This is a genomic window from Gluconobacter sp. ESL1110, assembly GCF_058107395.1.
In genome coordinates, this window is the sequence record NZ_JBYLUK010000006.1 from 197,554 (window position 1) to 213,513 (window position 15,960).

Genomic DNA, 15,960 nt, shown 5'->3' on the forward strand with positions numbered 1-15,960 from the left:
TGAGGGAATGCCGCTATGAAACAGCTTGGTTTCTTTGATGTTGAAGAGCGGCTTGCCCGTTTGAGCGGGCTTGGCGATCAGCTCGAAGCGTTCTCCCGGACAGTGGATTTTGAAGTGTTCCGCCCTGATCTGGAGCAGGCTTTGGCCTATTCAGACGGCAGTAAAGGCGGGCGTCCGCCGTTTGATCCGGTACTGATGTTCAAGATCCTGGTGATCCAGACGCTGAACAATTTGTCTGATGAACGGACGGAATATCTGATCAACGACCGCCTCTCTTTCATGCGCTTTTTAGGTCTGAGGCTGTCGGACCGTGTGCCTGATGCCAAAACGGTCTGGCTGTTCCGTGAACGCCTGACCCAGGCGGGGGCCATTGAAAGACTGTTTGACCGGTTTGACGCGACCCTGCGGAACGCGGGCTATCTGCCGATGTCGGGCCAGATCCTGGATGCAACATTGGTAGCCGCTCCAAAGCAGCGCAATACGAACGCTGAGAAAGCCGACCTCCGGGCAGGACGTACCCCCGAAGACTGGCAGGACAAGCCGGCAAAGCTGTCGCATAAGGATCGTCATGCACGATGGACACTGAAGTTCACGAAGGCGAAGCGTCAGGATGACGGGACGATCCCCACAACGGATCTGGCCATTCCGTTCTTTGGCTACAAGTCCCATGTCTCCATCGACAGGAAGTTCCGGTTCATCCGGAAATGGAAGACGACAGATGCCGCCGCCAGTGATGGTGCGCGATTGCGAGAAGGGCTGTTGGATAACACCAATACGGCCTCAAGCGTCTGGGCAGACACGGCGTATCGCTCCAAAGCCAATGAAGACTTCATGGAAAAGCAGGGATTTGTTTCGAAGGTTCACAGAAAAAAACCGCATCTCAAACCGATGCCCCGGCATATCCAGAGATCCAATGCAGGAAAGTCTGTGATCCGATCTCGTGTCGAGCATGTCTTTGCCGATCAGAAATCGCAGACGGGACTGTTCATCCGAACTGTCGGTATCACCCGGGCCACCATGAGGATCGGACTGGCCAATATTGTCTACAACATGCGCCGCTTTCTCTTCCTCGAACGATTGAGCGCGAGCGCGTAGTCATCCAGCGGGAAACAGCACTCGATCTGCTCAAAACGCAAACAGAAAACGCCCCAAAGAACCGTCAATCAAATCGCCAAAACCCAGAAATCACGGGCCAAGCACATCAATTGATGGTTCTTCGATCCCTCCATCTGATTACAGAAACCCAGTTCCAAAGCCAGCTTTACACCTATGCGCAGCTTCTCAGTTCCCACGCGCAGGCCCTTCAGTCTCGCACGGACGCAGAAAGCAAGATTTCAGACCTCGCCTCCAAGCTTGCCCGGTTTGATAGCGAACTTTCCCACGACCTGAATGACCTGGATAAGCAGATTGCCGCCATCGACCAGCAAACTGCCGAAAACGAAGGCCGTCGCAGTAATATCGTTCTTGCTCCGGAAGACGGTATCCTGACGGGTGTCCGGGGTTATCTTGGAGAACAGGTTGCAGCAGGCACACCTCTCGTGACCCTTCTGCCAACAGATCAGGCTCTACAGATTGAACTCTACGTCAACAGTGCCTCGATCGGATTTCTCAAAGAGAACGAACCCGTTCTCCTGCGCTACGATGCGTTTCCTTATCAGAAATTCGGTCTTCATCACGGTCATATTGCGGAAATCACGCATGCCCCCGTCACCAACGCGGCACAACAGACCCCACGCTCTGGTCAGGACAACGATCAGAAAAACAGCTCTCCGCAGGACATTTACCGCATCCGCGTCCAACCAGATCAGACTTATGTCGAAACTTACGGAATACGGCACCCACTTGAAGCGGGCATGACGGTCTCCGCCGATATTGCGACAGACCGCAGGCATCTCTGGCAGTGGCTGCTTGATCCTGTCATCAGCGTTCGTAACACCCTGACCACCACCACCATTGGCCCGCGATAAGGAGAACCCGGATGCTTCGTGATCTCCAGTTCGGCTTTGGCCGCCATGTCCCAGTCGTTCTTCAGTCTGAAGCCGCGGAGTGCGGCCTCGCCTGCCTCGCCATGGTCATGGGGTATCATGGTCACCCCATCGATATTGCCACTTTTCGGCGGCAGCAGGGAACATCGTCTCAAGGAACCACGCTGCGGGAAATCGTAGGGGTTGCGGGGCGTGTAGGTCTCAACGCCCGTGCAGTCAGGCTGGAAATTGAAGACCTCAATAAGCTGACACTGCCATGCATCTTGCACTGGAGCATGAACCACTTTGTAGTTTTAACCGAGCAGCGAAAACAGACAGTCATTATTCATGACCCTGCCATAGGTAGGCGCGAAATCGGTTCGGAGGAATTGTCACGGGAATTCACTGGTGTCGCGCTTGAAGTCACACCGACTGAACGTTTTGAGCGGAAAGATGAACGCAAAACCCTTCGGCTACGCGACATGTTCCGCCATGTTTCAGGTCTCAAACCTGCGCTTGCCTACCTTTTTGCGCTCTCCTTAGGCTTGGAAGTTATCGCCCTGTTCTCACCGATGGTCAGTCAGATCATCATTGATGAAGTGCTCGTCACAGGCGACCACGATCTTCTCACGACCGTCGCCTGCGCCATGGTCGTGCTTTTGCTGCTCCAGATGCTGGTAGCCAGCGTTCGAAGCTGGGCAGTCGTCATGTTCGGAAGCAGGGTCTCCCTGAAGTGGAACAGCTCGCTTTTCGAACATCTGACACGCCTGCCGCTGGACTATTTTGCACGCCGTCACATCGGAGACGTCATTTCCCGGTTTGGGGCGCTTTCCGCCATTCAGCACACGCTAACCACCGATCTCGTGCAGACCATCCTGGACGGTATCATGGCTGTCGGGATGGGCGTGATGCTGTTCCTCTATGGTGGCTGGCTGGGCGCCATTGCCTGCATCGCTATGGGACTGGATATCCTTCTGCGCCTGACGACCTACGGCACCTATCGCCGCGCATCGGAAGAAGCCGTCGTACAGGATGCAAAAAGCCAGACGCATTTCATCGAAACGCTGCGCAACATGGCCACCGTCAAGCTCTTGAACCTCCGGGAGCGCCGCCAGACCGCATGGCTGAACAGTGTCATTGATTCGATGAACATTCATCTACGGCTACAGCGCTTCGATCTGATCTTTGGTCGCCTCGCCGATATGATCTTCGGAGCAGACCGTCTGATCATGCTGGTTCTTGGGGCCAATATGGTCATGCGCGGGCATATGTCCGTCGGTATGCTTGTGGCATTCCTGTCCTACAAGGACCAGTTTGCAGGCCGGATCAGCAGCCTTATCAATACCGGCTTCAAGCTCCGGATGCTGAGCATCCAGACGGATCGTCTCTCGGATATCGTCATGAGCGATCCCGAACCTCAAGGCATCCCTCTGCCTTCGCCATCGTCTCATGAGACAGGCCGCGGTACTCTGGCAGTCCGCAATCTCTCCGTACGCTACAGCCCTGACGGCCCCTGGATTTTCCGAAACCTGTCCTTCGATATTCCTGTCGGACAGAGCGTAGCCATTGTTGGTCCTTCCGGCTGTGGCAAGACGACGCTGCTGAAAACTCTCATTGGCTTACAGGAGCCCAGTGAGGGCGAAATCTTCATGGACGGCTCGGAGATCCGCAGTCTCACACTGGATGGCTACCGTTCCCAGATTGCCGGCGTACTTCAGGACGATGGCCTGTTTTCCGGGTCAATCGGAGACAATATCTGCGGTTTCTCCGAAACCCCTGATCAGACACTGATCGAAACCTGCGCCAAACGGGCCGCTATCCATGAGGATATCCAGCGCATGCCCATGCGGTATGAGTCGCTAGTAGGCGACATGGGATCCAGCCTCTCTGGTGGTCAGAAGCAGCGTGTCCTTCTCGCCCGCGCGCTTTATCGCGCACCACAGATCCTGTTCCTTGATGAAGCGACCAGCCATCTGGACGAAGCCACCGAAGCAAAAGTGGCCAAGGCGCTGCGGCAGCTCAACACGACACGTATTATGGTTGCACATCGCCCCGCAACCATCGCCCCGCAACCATCGCCCACGCAGATATTGTGTTCCGCCTCACAGCAGAGGGTCTAAAGATTGAGCGGGAAAACCATAATTCCGTGAGTGACGCACAATCTGCAACGTCCAAATTTGTTGGGCTGGGCCAGTATGCTCAATGGACACAGCCCGCAGCTGGATAAGGCATAAAAAAACCGGCCCGCATTCCTGCAGCCCGGTTTTTTCCCTAAATCAGCGTGAACCTTAACGCCAAGCAGATCCTGGAAGCGGAACAAGAATTTCATTGTCCATCTGCGTCAGAAAAGGCGCAACCTTGGGCGGCCACGTCCCTTTTGCAACTGCAGCCGCGCGAACTTCAGCACGCTGGTTTAGATCTGCATAAGGCCACAAATGGGCAAAACGCGGAGTCCCTTCAAGCGAGACCAACGTGCACGTCAATGCCGAAAGCTCTGTCCGTTCCGGGGCAGCCGCCAGAAAACGCTCTTCCAGATCTGCCATACCATCAGGCGTAGCCTCATAGCAGCGCCATTCATAGACACCACCATAAGTCCCCGGCTCGGCGACAGGTGTAATCACGCGCCAGGACGTCACTTCAACCCGAACCAGATGCTCATACGGAAGAGACGCCAGTAACTCCGGGCGTCCCTCCAGAAGTTCAGCATAGGTTCCAGCCGTCCGGAACAGTGTGATCCGGTTGAGCCGACCGATCTCCGTCACCCACACTCCAATCCCTTCGAGACCAGAGAGCGCAGAAACAACCTGCGGGACGTATCCGACCTGAACATCCAGAAAGACAGTTTCTGCGTAACTCATCGCCATGGTCTCCAGATCAGGACTTCGTCTGCTCAGCGACGAAATTTTCCAGCCAGTGAATGGTGTAGTCACCCTTCTGGAAAGACGGATCAGCAAGGATCTTCCGATGCAACGGGATCACCGTCTGCACACCGTCAACCACACATTCGTCCAGCGCGCGCTGCATGCGGGCGATGGCTTCCTGACGGGTCGGGGCATGAACGATCAGCTTGGCAATCATGCTGTCGTAATACGGCGGGATGCGATAGCCAGCATAAAGAGCGCTGTCCATTCGCACACCCAAACCACCCGGAGCATGGAAGACATTGACCGTGCCAGGGCTCGGCGCAAAGGTTTCCGGGTTTTCGGCGTTGATACGGCACTCGATGGCATGGCCGGACATCTTGATGTCCTTCTGCGTGTAGCCAAGCTTCTCGCCAGCCGCGATCCGGATCTGCTCACGGACCAGATCGACGCTGCACACCATCTCCGTCACCGGATGCTCCACCTGAAGGCGGGTATTCATCTCGATGAAGCAGAACTGGCCATCCTGATACAGGAACTCAAGAGTACCAGCATTCCGGTAGCCCATGCGTGCCAGAGCCTCGGTCGAAGTACGGCCGATTTCTTCACGCTCGGCATCCGTCAGAGCCGGAGAGCCAGCTTCTTCGAGCAGCTTCTGGTGACGACGCTGCAGGGAGCAGTCACGCTCGCCGAAATGCACCACGTTGCCATGGGCATCGCCAAGGATCTGAAGCTCGATGTGACGCGGACGGTTGAGATACTTCTCAAGATAGACTTCGTCATTCCCGAAAGCCGCACGCGCTTCAGTCCGGGCAACGGTCCAGGCTTCCTCGATCTCGTCCGCCGTCTTGGCCACCTTCATGCCACGACCACCACCGCCAGCAGCGGCCTTGATCAGCACAGGATACCCGACGCGCTCAGCCACTTCACGAGCAGACTGCAGATCCGGCAGAGCACCATCAGACCCCGGAACCAGCGGCACGCCAAGCTCACGCATGGTCGTCTTGGCCGTGATCTTGTCACCCATCATCCGAATGTGCTGCGCCGTCGGGCCGATAAAGGCCAGACCATGCTCTTCAACCGTTTCGGCGAATTCAGCATTCTCGGAAAGAAAGCCATAGCCCGGATGAATGGCTTCCGCACCCGTGATCGTAGCCGCCGAAAGGATGGCAGCAACATTCAGGTAGGAATCACGGGAGCTTGGCGGCCCAATGCAGACAGCTTCATCCGCCAGACGCACATGCATGGCGTCGGCGTCGGCCGTGGAATGAACTGCGACGGTTTTGATGCCCATCTCGCGGCAGGCGCGCTGGATACGCAGCGCGATTTCACCACGATTGGCAATGAGGATTTTGGAAAACATTACTCAATAATCGCCAGCGGCTCACCGAACTCGACCGGGCTGCCGGACTCGACGAGGAACTTCGTCAGCGTGCCAGCGCGGGGAGCCTTGATCTGGTTGAAGGTCTTCATGGCTTCGATCAGCATGATCGTCTGCCCTGCTGCAACCGGCTGGCCTTCCTGCGCGAACGGCGGGGAGGACGGATCGGGCGTCAGATAAGCAACACCCACCATTGGGCTGGGCACTGCACCCGGATGCTTGGCAGGGTCAGCCGGAGCGGCAGCAGCCACCGGAGCAGCAGCGGCAACAGGGGCGGCAGCCACAGCCGGGGCAGCAGCCTGAACCACGTTGACATTGCGCGCCACGCGGATGCGGCTGTCCGCCTCAGAGATCTCGATTTCGGTCAGGCCGGTTTCCGTCAGAATATCGGCCAATGCCCGAATGGCATCCTTGTCCACGAGCATACGGCTCATCCTTCGTCTTCGATCATGTCGGTTATTGCCTGAAGCGCATGCGCGTATCCCCTGACGCCGAGGCCGCAGATCACACCGATGGCGGCCTGCGAGACGTAGGTATGATGCCGGAATGGCTCCCTGCGGTGAATATTCGAGATGTGAACTTCAACGATTGGCAGCTCGACGGCAAGAAGCGCGTCAAGCAGAGCAATCGAGGTATGCCCATAGGCGGCAGGATTGATCACGATTCCATCAGCACGGCCGCGACATTCCTGCACCCAGGACACGAGTTCGCCCTCCCCGTTCGTCTGGCGGAAATCAATAGCAACGTCCAGGCGTTCAGCAGCCTGAATGCACACCTGCTCAACATCGTCGAGCGTAGCGTGGCCATAGATCCCGGGCTGACGAAGACCCAGCATATTGAGGTTCGGGCCGTTCAGTACGGCTATGAGAGGACGTTTCATCTGGCCGCGCGATAGCACTTTCGGAGCCGTCATGAAAGCGTCATCGCCCTATTCCTGCCGTCTTCGCAGGGTTCAAAGGGGGACAGGGCCTCGGTTTTGTGCTATCGAGCATGGTTCGAGCCCGCTTTCGTCAACTGGAGAAGATACCAGTCTAGTGCAATTTGTCCTGTCTGCCCTACGTCCGTCCCTACGTCTGGTTCCTCTGCGCGGCATGACATTTGCTGTCGCTCTGGCGGGAATGAGCGGCGCCTCGATCGCCCACGCGGCTGACGAGTCTCCGGATGGTTCAGCAGGAACAGTCAGAACAAGCTGGGCAGATTCGGTCCGGACCGCACTGGCGAACCGGGCGCACAAGGCTGCATCCTGGACGCAGCATGGTGTTGCAAGCTGGTATGGGCGCCATTTTCATGGGCATCGCACTAGCAGTGGTGCGGTTTTCAATACCAATGACATGACGGCAGCCCACCCCTCGTTGCCGATTGGCACGAAGCTTCTTGTAACATCTCAGGATACGGGCCGCTCAGTGATCGTCACAGTCAATGATCGCGGGCCTTTCAACAGCCGAATCATTGATCTGTCCCACGCTGCAGCCGAACGGATCGGCATGCTGCACAGCGGCACCGCCCATGTGACGATTGCTCAGGTTGCTAACCAGCCTGCAACGGATGCCGCAAGCGAAGTGGCTGAAGCCGAATCGCATGACACCAGCGAAGAAGCCATTCAGGCTGCTTCGGGTCAGACATCTTCCAGAAAAGCTTCTCGCCAACCTTAAGCGAGGAGAGAAATATTCACCCTGAAACGATCAGGGTGAATGTTCTGCGGTAACAGCCTCAGCGACCAGTGAATCAGGCTGGGGTAGCCCGGCAATTCGCGGGTGTGCCCCCCGAGCACGCTCTTCAAGCCCGGCATTCAGTTCCGCACCGAACAGAACAACATACGCACTCACGAAAAACCACATCATGATGGCCGCAACGGCGCCCAAGGGTCCGTACGTTGCGCCGTAACTCGCAAAATGTGCGACATACCAAGAAAATCCGAGGGATAGCAGAACCCACAGGACTGTCGCGATTGCAGAGCCGGGCACGATCCAACGCCATTTCACAGCATCACGACACGGCGCAAATCGGTAGAGCATCGTCACAGCCACAAACACGAACAACAGCATCAGAAGCGGCGCAAGCGTATGCACCACCAGCGGCGCTCCATAAGAGACCAGCAGATCAAAAGGTGGCGGTGGTTTCCTGAAGCCCAGAATGCGCGGCAAATAATCCACAAGCGCAGGAGCCGCAACCATCAGAGCCAGTGTAAGCGCTGCGCCAAACACAGCCATGAATGTCGTTGCCAGTGCCGTGGCCTGGAATCGCACAAAACTCCGGGTCTCGGTCGCATTGTAAGCCATATTCAGAGCAGACAGAATCGACTTTGTACTGGCTGACGCAGACCAGAGCGCCACAGACAGGGAAAAAATCAGCCCTATTGTCAGAGACGTATGCGGCTGGGAAACCAGTTCGTGAATGCGGTTCCCAATCAACGAATACGCCGTGGGTGGCAGCAGATGACGCAACACTTCCAGCTGTGGCTCAACAGTCTGGAGATCAAACGCCAAGCCATACAGCGAAATAAGACTAGAAATGGCGGGAAAAAGAGACAACGTCGCATAAAAGGCACAGCCGGCCGCTGACAAGGACGTCTGAGAAGACCCAACCTCTGAGAAGACCTGCCGGAAAACAATCTTCCATCCAGCTTTAGGCATGGCGAGAGGAGACTCAGCTCCAGTTCCTGGCGCATCTGGCCCAAGTTTGCGAGCCTGACGAATATCCTCCTCATCCGGCTCCGGCGTCAGTTGTCTGACACGCTCCATATCGTTCTGGATTGTTTTCCGGTCAGGTTCCGAAGATGAAGCAGAATCGGGGAATAGGCTCACGCAGGGATCCTCGGCAGTTCCTGTTATGGGCAGACTGTAAAGTGAGCTGCTCTTCAAACTTAAAGATCAGCCCTGCTCATACGCAGAAATAGCCTTCTACGTTCCGAATTTGCCCTGATTTCGCAGCCATCATTATTTCCTAAATGCAGATAATGCAAAAATACCTCTTGCAACGATAAGGCTTTGGTCTCATACGCCCCGTCACGCAGCAACGCACGTGCCACTGGCCCTCTCGAGGTTACGCAACGACGTCAAGCGTTCTGGCCTTCCGGGTCCCGCTTGTTTGGGTCCCCGCTATTCGCTGGTCCGTTCGACCGTTTCGCAACACACTCGCAGGGTGTCATTCTTCCCTGACGAGTCCGGTTCTGGGAATGAGTGTCATGACTCCCAAAATCACCCGTTTTCTTGCCGAGCAGCAGCCGGCAACTCCTTGCCTCGTCGTTGATCTCGATGTTGTGGAAAACAACTATCGTGCTCTTCATGACGCGCTGCCGTCGGGCAAAATCTATTACGCCATCAAGGCCAATCCGGCCCCGGCTATTCTGAAGCGCCTAGTCGCGCTTGGTTCCTCTTTCGACGCCGCCTCCCTGGAAGAGATCCGTATGTGCCTTGATGCAGGCGCGACAGCGGACCGCATTTCCTATGGTAACACGCTGAAGAAGGTCAGTGCGATCCGCGAGGCCCGTGCGATGGGCATTGATCTATTCGTGCTGGACAGCATGGAAGAGCTTGAGAAAATCGCCGCTAACGCGCCCGGAGCCCGGGTCTTCTGCCGTCTGGCCGTTGAAAACGAAGGTGCTGACTGGCCTCTCTCACGCAAATTCGGCACGACAATCGCCCATGCTGGCGATCTCATGCGACGTGCGAAAGAGCTTGGCCTGCACCCTTACGGCCTTTCCTTTCACGTCGGCAGCCAGCAGACGGGCATCGCAGCCTATCAGCACGCCGTCGCCAAAGCCGCAGCACTTTATCATGAGCTGCGCGCGGAGGGTCTCGATCTTCAGATGCTCAATCTGGGGGGGGGGTTCCCAACGCATTATCGGGAAAACATTCCGTCCGTGCAGGAGTTCGGTACGGCTATCCGCGGTGCGCTCGCCGAACATTTCCCGGATGGTGAGCCAGAGGTTCTGCTTGAGCCGGGACGTTATATGGTGGGTCAGGCTGGCGTAGTCTCCAGCGAAGTCATTCTCGTCAGCCGCCGCGGTGGTGCCGAGAAAGATCCGCGCTGGGTCTATCTGGATATTGGTCGTTTTGGTGGACTTGCAGAAACAGAAGGCGAAGCCATTCGCTACACGTTCCGCACCCCCCATGACGAAACGGACAGTTCGCGCTCCCCCTGCGTCGTAGCCGGACCAAGCTGCGATGGTGTGGATATTCTTTATGAGAAGAACCGCATTCCACTGCCCAACAGTCTGAAGTCGGGTGACCGGATCGAGATTCTGGCAACGGGAGCCTATGTCTCGACTTATTGCTCCGTTGGGTTCAACGGCTTTCCACCACTGAGTGAACATTACATCTGAAAGATTCCGCACCGAGAGACCTGGCTTTGCCAACTCTCGGGCAAATCTTGTGCCTGACTGGATCGTTAGCCATCTTGATGAAACCTCATCAGCAAGGACAGACCCAGTGAAACTCAGTGCACGTAATCAGCTCAAAGGCCGCATCACCAGCATTGTGAAAGGTGCAACCACCTCTCACATCACCCTCGACGTGAATGGCACGATCATCACAAGTGCCATCACGAACGAAGCCGTTGATGAACTTGGTCTTTCCGTGGGCAAGGATGCCTATGCCGTGATCAAGGCCTCCAGCGTGATGGTCGGGGTAGACTGATCCCTACTCCCTGAACATCGACCAGACCTGCCCCTGCCCCCAGAAAGCATTCAGAATTTCTTCCAGGGACAGGTCAAAACCTATCCATGCAATCCAACTGAAACTCAGAATCCCAAGACTGAGAAGCAAAAGCGAAACCACTGCTGTTTCGAACTCTCCGCGTGTGGAAGAAGTGTTTCTCATCTTCACACCTGCCAGCTTAATGCAACGTTCTTCCCGCCCATGACGGAGGAACATCACGCGGCCAGAGAACGCGCATGTCTGCGGGATGAATCTTCTTCCAGCGGGCCAGAGACGACAATGCACCTGCCCCAGCCGTTTTCCGCTCATGCCGTGGAAGCCAGTGGCCAATTCCAGCCATACAATCCGAAATCAGCGCAAGGGCTGTCACGACGTAGCCCTGCATGAGGCGTTCGGGAAACAGATCCGCCAAAAGAGCAAAAACTTCTTTCTGCCCTTCGTTCTGAACAGTCTGGATGCCTTGGAGAAAACGCTCTTCCATAGCGCTCAAGCCCTGCGATCCTGGCGGATTGATATCGAGAGGCGGTGCTCCCATCGCTTTAAGATGCTGACTAGCATCCTCGAACGCCCGCTCGGCCGCATCCAGCACAGGCCGGAAGGACGCCGGGAACATGCCATCCGTTGTGCGCGTCTCATGGCAGTAAGGCAGTCGATAACGACTGACCAGACACCGGATACTCCAGAGCGCCAGGCGCTCACAGCAGCACAGGTCAGACAGGAAAAGTGGTGTCCGTGTCATGATCAATCTCCGAATCAGCAGAACCGGAGACACATTAGTTGAGAATGATTTGCAATATCAATCTAAAAATACAATCTGTCCTGCCCATTCCTCAGTAGAGAGGGCGCACATTCATTTCCGAAGAAAGAGCACAACAGTGCCCGATGACGTTTGAGAAATTGTCATCGGGCAAACACTCAATGCTGATGACCGCAGGAACCGTGATCGTGATGATGTCCATGGTCATGCGATTCATCACTGGCCCGAGGAGCCGTCTGACAGTGATGGCAGGCAACCCATTCGGCATCACCATCAAGGTAATGCTCTTTCTTCCAAACCGGAACGCGATGTTTGATCTCGTCAATAATGTACCGACAGGCCCGGAAAGCCGCATCCCGGTGCGGCGCAGATACACCGATCCAGACAGCCACATCCCCGATCCGAAGTGTTCCCGTGCGATGCATCGCCACAGCGTGGCTGATCTCGAAACGGGCCAAAGCTTCCTCGATGATCCGTTCGCCTTCCTTTACGGCCAGCGCGGCATAAGCCTCATATTCAAGACCATCCACAGCGCGGCCCTCATTGCTGTTCCGCACCCATCCCTCAAACGTGCAGAACCCTCCGGCTTCCGCCAGATGCAAACCATCCCGCAACGCATTCAGATCGACTGGCGCATCCGCCATCAGAAAGTGCGTCATCCGCCCGTCACCGGGGGAATGAACACAACATGATCTCCGGTCATCAAGGGTTGTGTCCAAGATGCAAAATCCCCGTTCAGAGCAACCCGGAGGCGAGAAGCCTCAAAGGGAAAGCCATATTTTTCCTTCAGCTGCTCATAGAGCGGCCCAACAGTCCCAAAAGCGGTCTCTACCGTTTCGGTCTTCTGCCCCGCTAACTCTCTCATCTGAGCAAAATATTCCACTTCGAGGCGGATCATCTGGCCTCCCAACCGTCGGGTCACGCTTTCGCGTTCCTCAGGGGTGTTAATGTTATCCAATGCCCCCTGCGTCTGCGGAGACAGAAGCAGGGTATCGCTATTGATCAGAAGTTTTCGCGGACAGTTCCGACCGCCCGCCACCTGCCGCACCAAAGCCTCCAGAGCCGCAGGCTCCCAGATTGCACAGAGCGGCTCAGGCAAACCATCATGCTCACTGCGATAAGCCACCGCCGTATGCTGATGCTGACAAGCACCGATCAGGGTCTCCAACGTGACACGATCCAGTAAGGGCAGGTCACAGGCTAAAACCAGCCATGCGGCCTCAGGGTAGGCCTGATGGGCAGATAGAAGACCCGCAGCCGGACCATCTACATCGACCGCATCAACGATCTGAGGAAACCCCGCACGAAGAGGCTCATCTTTCTGCGCAAGCCGAACCGACACGAAACACCGCTCGACCATTGAGGACAACACATCGAAAGCATTCTGAAGCTGCGGCTCCCCATGATAGGTCAGCGCAGCCTTGTCCTGACCCATGCGGGCACTGACCCCGCCAGCCAGAACCAGCCCGTAAAGCGGTCTCATGCTTCGATCCGCTGGAAATCGCGTTTTCCTCCGGCCTTTCCCATCAGTCGAACATCCCGGATGACCATATCGTGCGAAAGCGCCTTGCACATGTCATAGATCGTCAGTGCAGCGACAGAGGCCCCGGTCAGGGCTTCCATCTCCACGCCGGTCTTCCCCTGGCAGGAGACACGACAATCAATCACGGCTTCGTCCCCTTCCATTGTAATCTCAACGCGACATCCATTGAGAGACAGCGGGTGGCAAAGCGGGATCAACTGGGACGTCGCCTTCACGCCCATCACGCCCGCAATCTGCGCGACAGTCAGAACAGCGCCCTTCTTTGTCATGAACCCCGCATCGCTCAGGGTCTTCGCCACATCCGTCGGAAACAGAACACGCGCCTGCGCATGAGCCGTGCGCTCCGTCACGGTCTTGCCGCTGACGTCCACCATCCGCGGATCTTCTCCACGCTCATTGACATGGGTAAGCGTTTTCATCTGTCCCGGCCTCCCGATCTAACCACCGATATAATTCATCTCGATCCGGCGTGACGCCGAATTGGTCTCACCTGCAACACGTTCTTCACTATATCTGTCCGTCCGCGCCCGCCACACGGAAGCCAACCGCTCCCGGAGTGCCTCATCCCCAACATCGCTCCGCAAAAGACTACGCAAATCCGTGCCTTCAGACGCAAACAGACACGTATAGATTTTCCCATCCGAAGACAGACGGGCACGGGAACAGTCCCCACAGAAGGGCGCAGTCACAGATGAAATAAACCCGATTTCGCCACCACCGCCCTGATAACGGTAGCGACGAGCCACCTCACCCTGATACTGGGCGCCCAGCGGCTCCAGAGGCCACAATTTATTCAATCGCGTCACAAGGTCACGGGAAGGAACAACTTCTTTCAGTTCCCAATGATTACGCGTTCCAACGTCCATATATTCGATGAAGCGCACGATAACGCCAGTGTGCCGAAATCGGGCAGCAAGATCCTCCACACCCGTATCGTTCACACCGCGCTGCACAACAGTATTCACTTTCACACCACCGGGGAACGAAAGCGCATTTGCCTGTTCAATCGCGGACAGCACCGGCTCAAGCTGCGCGCGTCCACCGCTCATGCGGGAAAAAATCGTAGGGTCCAGGCTATCGAGACTGACTGTCACCCGCCCTAAGCCTGCATTTTTGAGAGCGGTAGCATGACGATCTAGCAGAACGCCATTCGTCGTCAGAGCCACATCCTCAACCCCTGGAATCTCCACCAGACGACGGACCAGAGACGGCAGGTCAGGCCGCAGCAGCGGCTCACCACCCGTCAGACGCAACTTCGTCACGCCCAACGAAACCGCCGCCTGAGCAACCCTAACGATTTCGTCGAAACTCAGCCTTTCCTTAGGCTCAAGAAAGCGAAAATGCTCATGATACGTTGCTTCCGGCATGCAGTACGGACATCGGAAATTACACCGGTCCATGACGGAAATCCGAAGATCATGCAGAGGCCGCTGAAAACGATCCCGAACAGATGTCAAAGGCGTGCTACCAGCCATGAAAAACAGCGTGGGATCCAGCAGGAGCCAAGCCTTCGCCGGGCGCCAACTCTACAAAGCCATCAGTTGCAGCCAGAAAACTGAAATCGCCTGAAGTCGGCATTGGATGCGGCATCGCCATCGCACGCCCGGATTCATCATGCGTTACCCGAACAGGCAGATACCGGGTCAATGTTGGAACGCGGGAGGCTTCTGCCGCCAGTTGTACGGAATATGTTTCAGGACGCACAACGCCCTGTCCCGCCAAAAGCATGGGAATGACATAGCGCGTCGCACAGCATAGCGCGTCGCACAGCATGTCGCGGAAACAGGATTACCAGGCAGCCCGAAAACCCGTTGACCTTCAGGGCCAACACCGAACCAGAGTGGCTTACCAGGGCGTTGCGCGACCTTATGAAAAACACGCTCCACCCCGAGCCTCATCAAGGCTTTCGGCACATGGTCGAACTGTCCCATGGAAACACCCCCGCTGAGAACAAGAACGTCGTGCCTGGCGAGTTGTTTTTCCAGTGCCAGAATCGTCCTGGCAAGATCATCAGGCACAACCGATCGTTCAAGACGGGTGAACCCTCGAGACACCAGAGCCCCTGTCAAAGCGTATTCATTCGAACGCCGGATTTCCCAGTCTCGCACCGAAGCATCGACATCAACCAGTTCATCGCCCGTCGCGATGATTCCGATGGAGGGAAGAGCAGCTACCTCAACAGTCGCATGTCCATTCCCGGCCAGAACGGCCAAGGCTGGCCCATTCAGCCGTAGCCCCTGGGATAGCAGCTCATGCCCCGCCGCACAGTCAGAGCCTTTACGATGAATAAACTGGCCCTTCTCGGGAGTGTAACCCTCTTCGAACTGAACCTGCTTTCCATTCCGAAGCAGACGCTCAACCGGAACAACAGTATCTGCTCCTTGAGGCAGAACAGCGCCTGTCATGACGTCGAGGCAGACAGCCCCTTCCGCAAGGCCCTGCCCCGGCATGCCAGCACGCTGAACACCCCGGCACTCAAGAACAGAACCCGTTCCATAGCGATAGGCAATGCCATCCATCATGACACGATCATAAGGAGGCTGGGCACGCTCTGCACTGATGGTCTGCTGGAGAATACGGCCCGAGGCCTCAGCCAGAGGAACCTGTTCAGTCCCAAAGTGACCTGCATACCCCAGAACCAAATCCACCGCCTGTGCGACATTCAGGAGTTCGACCAATTTCTGCTCCACTGATTATCCCTGCCGATATAAACCTGCTACGGGGCGGATCAACTCCTGTTCATGACAGGCTATGTCATAATCGTATTTGGGATTAGTCTCTCGCGCTCGTAAAGGA

General features: G+C 56.3%; 18 protein-coding genes. 6 read left to right on the top strand and 12 right to left on the bottom strand.

Annotation, left to right across the window (positions count from 1 at the left end; translation table 11 throughout):
- Window positions 1-15 precede the first annotated feature (15 nt).
- The 3 genes from AC3B6F_RS03740 (at window position 16) to AC3B6F_RS03750 (ending at window position 4,084) form a co-directional block, all read left to right on the top strand.
- Entirely contained in the window at window positions 16-1,095 is a 1,080-nt protein-coding gene (locus AC3B6F_RS03740) for an IS5 family transposase (RefSeq protein ID WP_489823012.1), read from the top strand.
- 113 nt (window positions 1,096-1,208) lie between these two features.
- The gene (locus AC3B6F_RS03745) at window positions 1,209-1,967 is read left to right on the top strand and encodes an HlyD family secretion protein (RefSeq protein WP_489823416.1); all 759 of its coding nucleotides are present in this window, start codon (window positions 1,209-1,211) and stop codon (window positions 1,965-1,967) included.
- Between the two features lie 11 nt (window positions 1,968-1,978).
- The gene (locus AC3B6F_RS03750; RefSeq protein WP_489823417.1) at window positions 1,979-4,084 is read left to right on the top strand and encodes a peptidase domain-containing ABC transporter; all 2,106 of its coding nucleotides are present in this window, start codon (window positions 1,979-1,981) and stop codon (window positions 4,082-4,084) included.
- A 168-nt stretch (window positions 4,085-4,252) separates the two neighbouring features.
- Here the strand turns inward: AC3B6F_RS03750 and AC3B6F_RS03755 are convergent, their stop codons facing one another.
- Genes AC3B6F_RS03755 through aroQ form a run of 4 tightly spaced genes read right to left on the bottom strand, consistent with a single transcriptional unit; the run spans window position 4,253 to window position 7,086 of the window.
- Window positions 4,253-4,822, bottom strand: coding sequence for an NIPSNAP family protein (locus AC3B6F_RS03755; RefSeq protein WP_489823418.1), 570 nt, complete (start codon window positions 4,820-4,822; stop codon window positions 4,253-4,255).
- A 16-nt stretch (window positions 4,823-4,838) separates the two neighbouring features.
- On the bottom strand, window positions 4,839-6,188 hold the full coding sequence (gene accC / locus AC3B6F_RS03760) for an acetyl-CoA carboxylase biotin carboxylase subunit (RefSeq protein WP_010502269.1): 1,350 nt from the start codon (window positions 6,186-6,188) through the stop codon (window positions 4,839-4,841).
- Window positions 6,188-6,640, bottom strand: a complete 453-nt coding sequence (locus AC3B6F_RS03765; RefSeq protein WP_489823419.1) for an acetyl-CoA carboxylase biotin carboxyl carrier protein — start codon at window positions 6,638-6,640, stop codon at window positions 6,188-6,190. Before AC3B6F_RS03765 ends, accC begins: the two co-directional genes overlap by 1 nt.
- Complete coding sequence (aroQ, locus tag AC3B6F_RS03770; RefSeq protein WP_023943307.1) at window positions 6,637-7,086, bottom strand: type II 3-dehydroquinate dehydratase; 450 nt, start codon at window positions 7,084-7,086, stop codon at window positions 6,637-6,639. The genes AC3B6F_RS03765 and aroQ overlap by 4 nt, the downstream gene beginning before the upstream one ends.
- A 154-nt stretch (window positions 7,087-7,240) precedes the next feature.
- On the opposite strand from aroQ, the gene AC3B6F_RS03775 reads away from it, so the two are divergent.
- The gene (locus AC3B6F_RS03775) at window positions 7,241-7,858 is read left to right on the top strand and encodes a septal ring lytic transglycosylase RlpA family protein (protein ID WP_010502273.1); all 618 of its coding nucleotides are present in this window, start codon (window positions 7,241-7,243) and stop codon (window positions 7,856-7,858) included.
- Between the two features lie 30 nt (window positions 7,859-7,888).
- Here AC3B6F_RS03775 and AC3B6F_RS03780 read toward each other — a convergent pair whose 3' ends face one another.
- Window positions 7,889-9,010, bottom strand: coding sequence for a YihY/virulence factor BrkB family protein (locus AC3B6F_RS03780; protein ID WP_489823420.1), 1,122 nt, complete (start codon window positions 9,008-9,010; stop codon window positions 7,889-7,891).
- A 380-nt stretch (window positions 9,011-9,390) separates the two neighbouring features.
- Here AC3B6F_RS03780 and AC3B6F_RS03785 point away from each other — a divergent pair, with 380 nt between their 5' ends.
- Both AC3B6F_RS03785 and AC3B6F_RS03790 read left to right on the top strand, forming a co-directional pair.
- Window positions 9,391-10,530: a type III PLP-dependent enzyme gene (locus AC3B6F_RS03785; protein ID WP_489823421.1), complete on the top strand. Its 1,140-nt coding sequence runs from the start codon at window positions 9,391-9,393 to the stop codon at window positions 10,528-10,530.
- Between the two features lie 106 nt (window positions 10,531-10,636).
- Window positions 10,637-10,843 carry a TOBE domain-containing protein gene (locus AC3B6F_RS03790; protein ID WP_010502276.1) on the top strand — a complete coding sequence of 69 codons (207 nt, stop codon included), beginning with the start codon at window positions 10,637-10,639 and terminating at the stop codon, window positions 10,841-10,843.
- A 199-nt stretch (window positions 10,844-11,042) separates the two neighbouring features.
- On the opposite strand, the gene AC3B6F_RS03795 is transcribed toward AC3B6F_RS03790, so the two are convergent.
- From AC3B6F_RS03795 to AC3B6F_RS03825, 7 genes are all read right to left on the bottom strand, one after another.
- Entirely contained in the window at window positions 11,043-11,603 is a 561-nt protein-coding gene (locus tag AC3B6F_RS03795) for a hypothetical protein (protein ID WP_010502278.1), read from the bottom strand.
- A 176-nt stretch (window positions 11,604-11,779) separates the two neighbouring features.
- Window positions 11,780-12,280 (bottom strand): molybdenum cofactor biosynthesis protein MoaE, encoded by a 501-nt coding sequence (locus AC3B6F_RS03800; protein ID WP_061932246.1) that lies wholly within the window; start codon window positions 12,278-12,280, stop codon window positions 11,780-11,782.
- Entirely contained in the window at window positions 12,277-13,104 is an 828-nt protein-coding gene (locus AC3B6F_RS03805; protein ID WP_489823422.1) for an NTP transferase domain-containing protein, read from the bottom strand. The genes AC3B6F_RS03800 and AC3B6F_RS03805 overlap by 4 nt, the downstream gene beginning before the upstream one ends.
- Window positions 13,101-13,583, bottom strand: a complete 483-nt coding sequence (moaC, locus tag AC3B6F_RS03810; protein ID WP_061932241.1) for a cyclic pyranopterin monophosphate synthase MoaC — start codon at window positions 13,581-13,583, stop codon at window positions 13,101-13,103. Before moaC ends, AC3B6F_RS03805 begins: the two co-directional genes overlap by 4 nt.
- An 18-nt stretch (window positions 13,584-13,601) precedes the next feature.
- The gene (gene moaA, locus AC3B6F_RS03815) at window positions 13,602-14,639 is read right to left on the bottom strand and encodes a GTP 3',8-cyclase MoaA (RefSeq protein ID WP_489823423.1); all 1,038 of its coding nucleotides are present in this window, start codon (window positions 14,637-14,639) and stop codon (window positions 13,602-13,604) included.
- Complete coding sequence (locus AC3B6F_RS03820; RefSeq protein ID WP_489823424.1) at window positions 14,629-14,868, bottom strand: hypothetical protein; 240 nt, start codon at window positions 14,866-14,868, stop codon at window positions 14,629-14,631. Before AC3B6F_RS03820 ends, moaA begins: the two co-directional genes overlap by 11 nt.
- Complete coding sequence (locus tag AC3B6F_RS03825; protein WP_489823425.1) at window positions 14,808-15,854, bottom strand: molybdopterin molybdotransferase MoeA; 1,047 nt, start codon at window positions 15,852-15,854, stop codon at window positions 14,808-14,810. Before AC3B6F_RS03825 ends, AC3B6F_RS03820 begins: the two co-directional genes overlap by 61 nt.
- Window positions 15,855-15,960: the final 106 nt, after the last annotated feature.

Coding starts and splice junctions, on each gene's coding strand:
- AC3B6F_RS03740 (WP_489823012.1), top strand. CDS start 16: ATGAAACAGCTTGGTTTCTTTGATGTTGAAGAGCGGCTTGCCCGTTTG.
- AC3B6F_RS03745 (WP_489823416.1), top strand. CDS start 1,209: ATGGTTCTTCGATCCCTCCATCTGATTACAGAAACCCAGTTCCAAAGC.
- AC3B6F_RS03750 (WP_489823417.1), top strand. CDS start 1,979: ATGCTTCGTGATCTCCAGTTCGGCTTTGGCCGCCATGTCCCAGTCGTT.
- AC3B6F_RS03755 (WP_489823418.1), bottom strand. CDS start 4,822: ATGAGTTACGCAGAAACTGTCTTTCTGGATGTTCAGGTCGGATACGTC.
- accC (WP_010502269.1), bottom strand. CDS start 6,188: ATGTTTTCCAAAATCCTCATTGCCAATCGTGGTGAAATCGCGCTGCGT.
- AC3B6F_RS03765 (WP_489823419.1), bottom strand. CDS start 6,640: ATGAGCCGTATGCTCGTGGACAAGGATGCCATTCGGGCATTGGCCGAT.
- aroQ (WP_023943307.1), bottom strand. CDS start 7,086: ATGAAACGTCCTCTCATAGCCGTACTGAACGGCCCGAACCTCAATATG.
- AC3B6F_RS03785 (WP_489823421.1), top strand. CDS start 9,391: ATGACTCCCAAAATCACCCGTTTTCTTGCCGAGCAGCAGCCGGCAACT.
- AC3B6F_RS03795 (WP_010502278.1), bottom strand. CDS start 11,603: ATGACACGGACACCACTTTTCCTGTCTGACCTGTGCTGCTGTGAGCGC.
- AC3B6F_RS03800 (WP_061932246.1), bottom strand. CDS start 12,280: ATGACGCACTTTCTGATGGCGGATGCGCCAGTCGATCTGAATGCGTTG.
- AC3B6F_RS03805 (WP_489823422.1), bottom strand. CDS start 13,104: ATGAGACCGCTTTACGGGCTGGTTCTGGCTGGCGGGGTCAGTGCCCGC.
- moaC (WP_061932241.1), bottom strand. CDS start 13,583: ATGAAAACGCTTACCCATGTCAATGAGCGTGGAGAAGATCCGCGGATG.
- moaA (WP_489823423.1), bottom strand. CDS start 14,639: ATGGCTGGTAGCACGCCTTTGACATCTGTTCGGGATCGTTTTCAGCGG.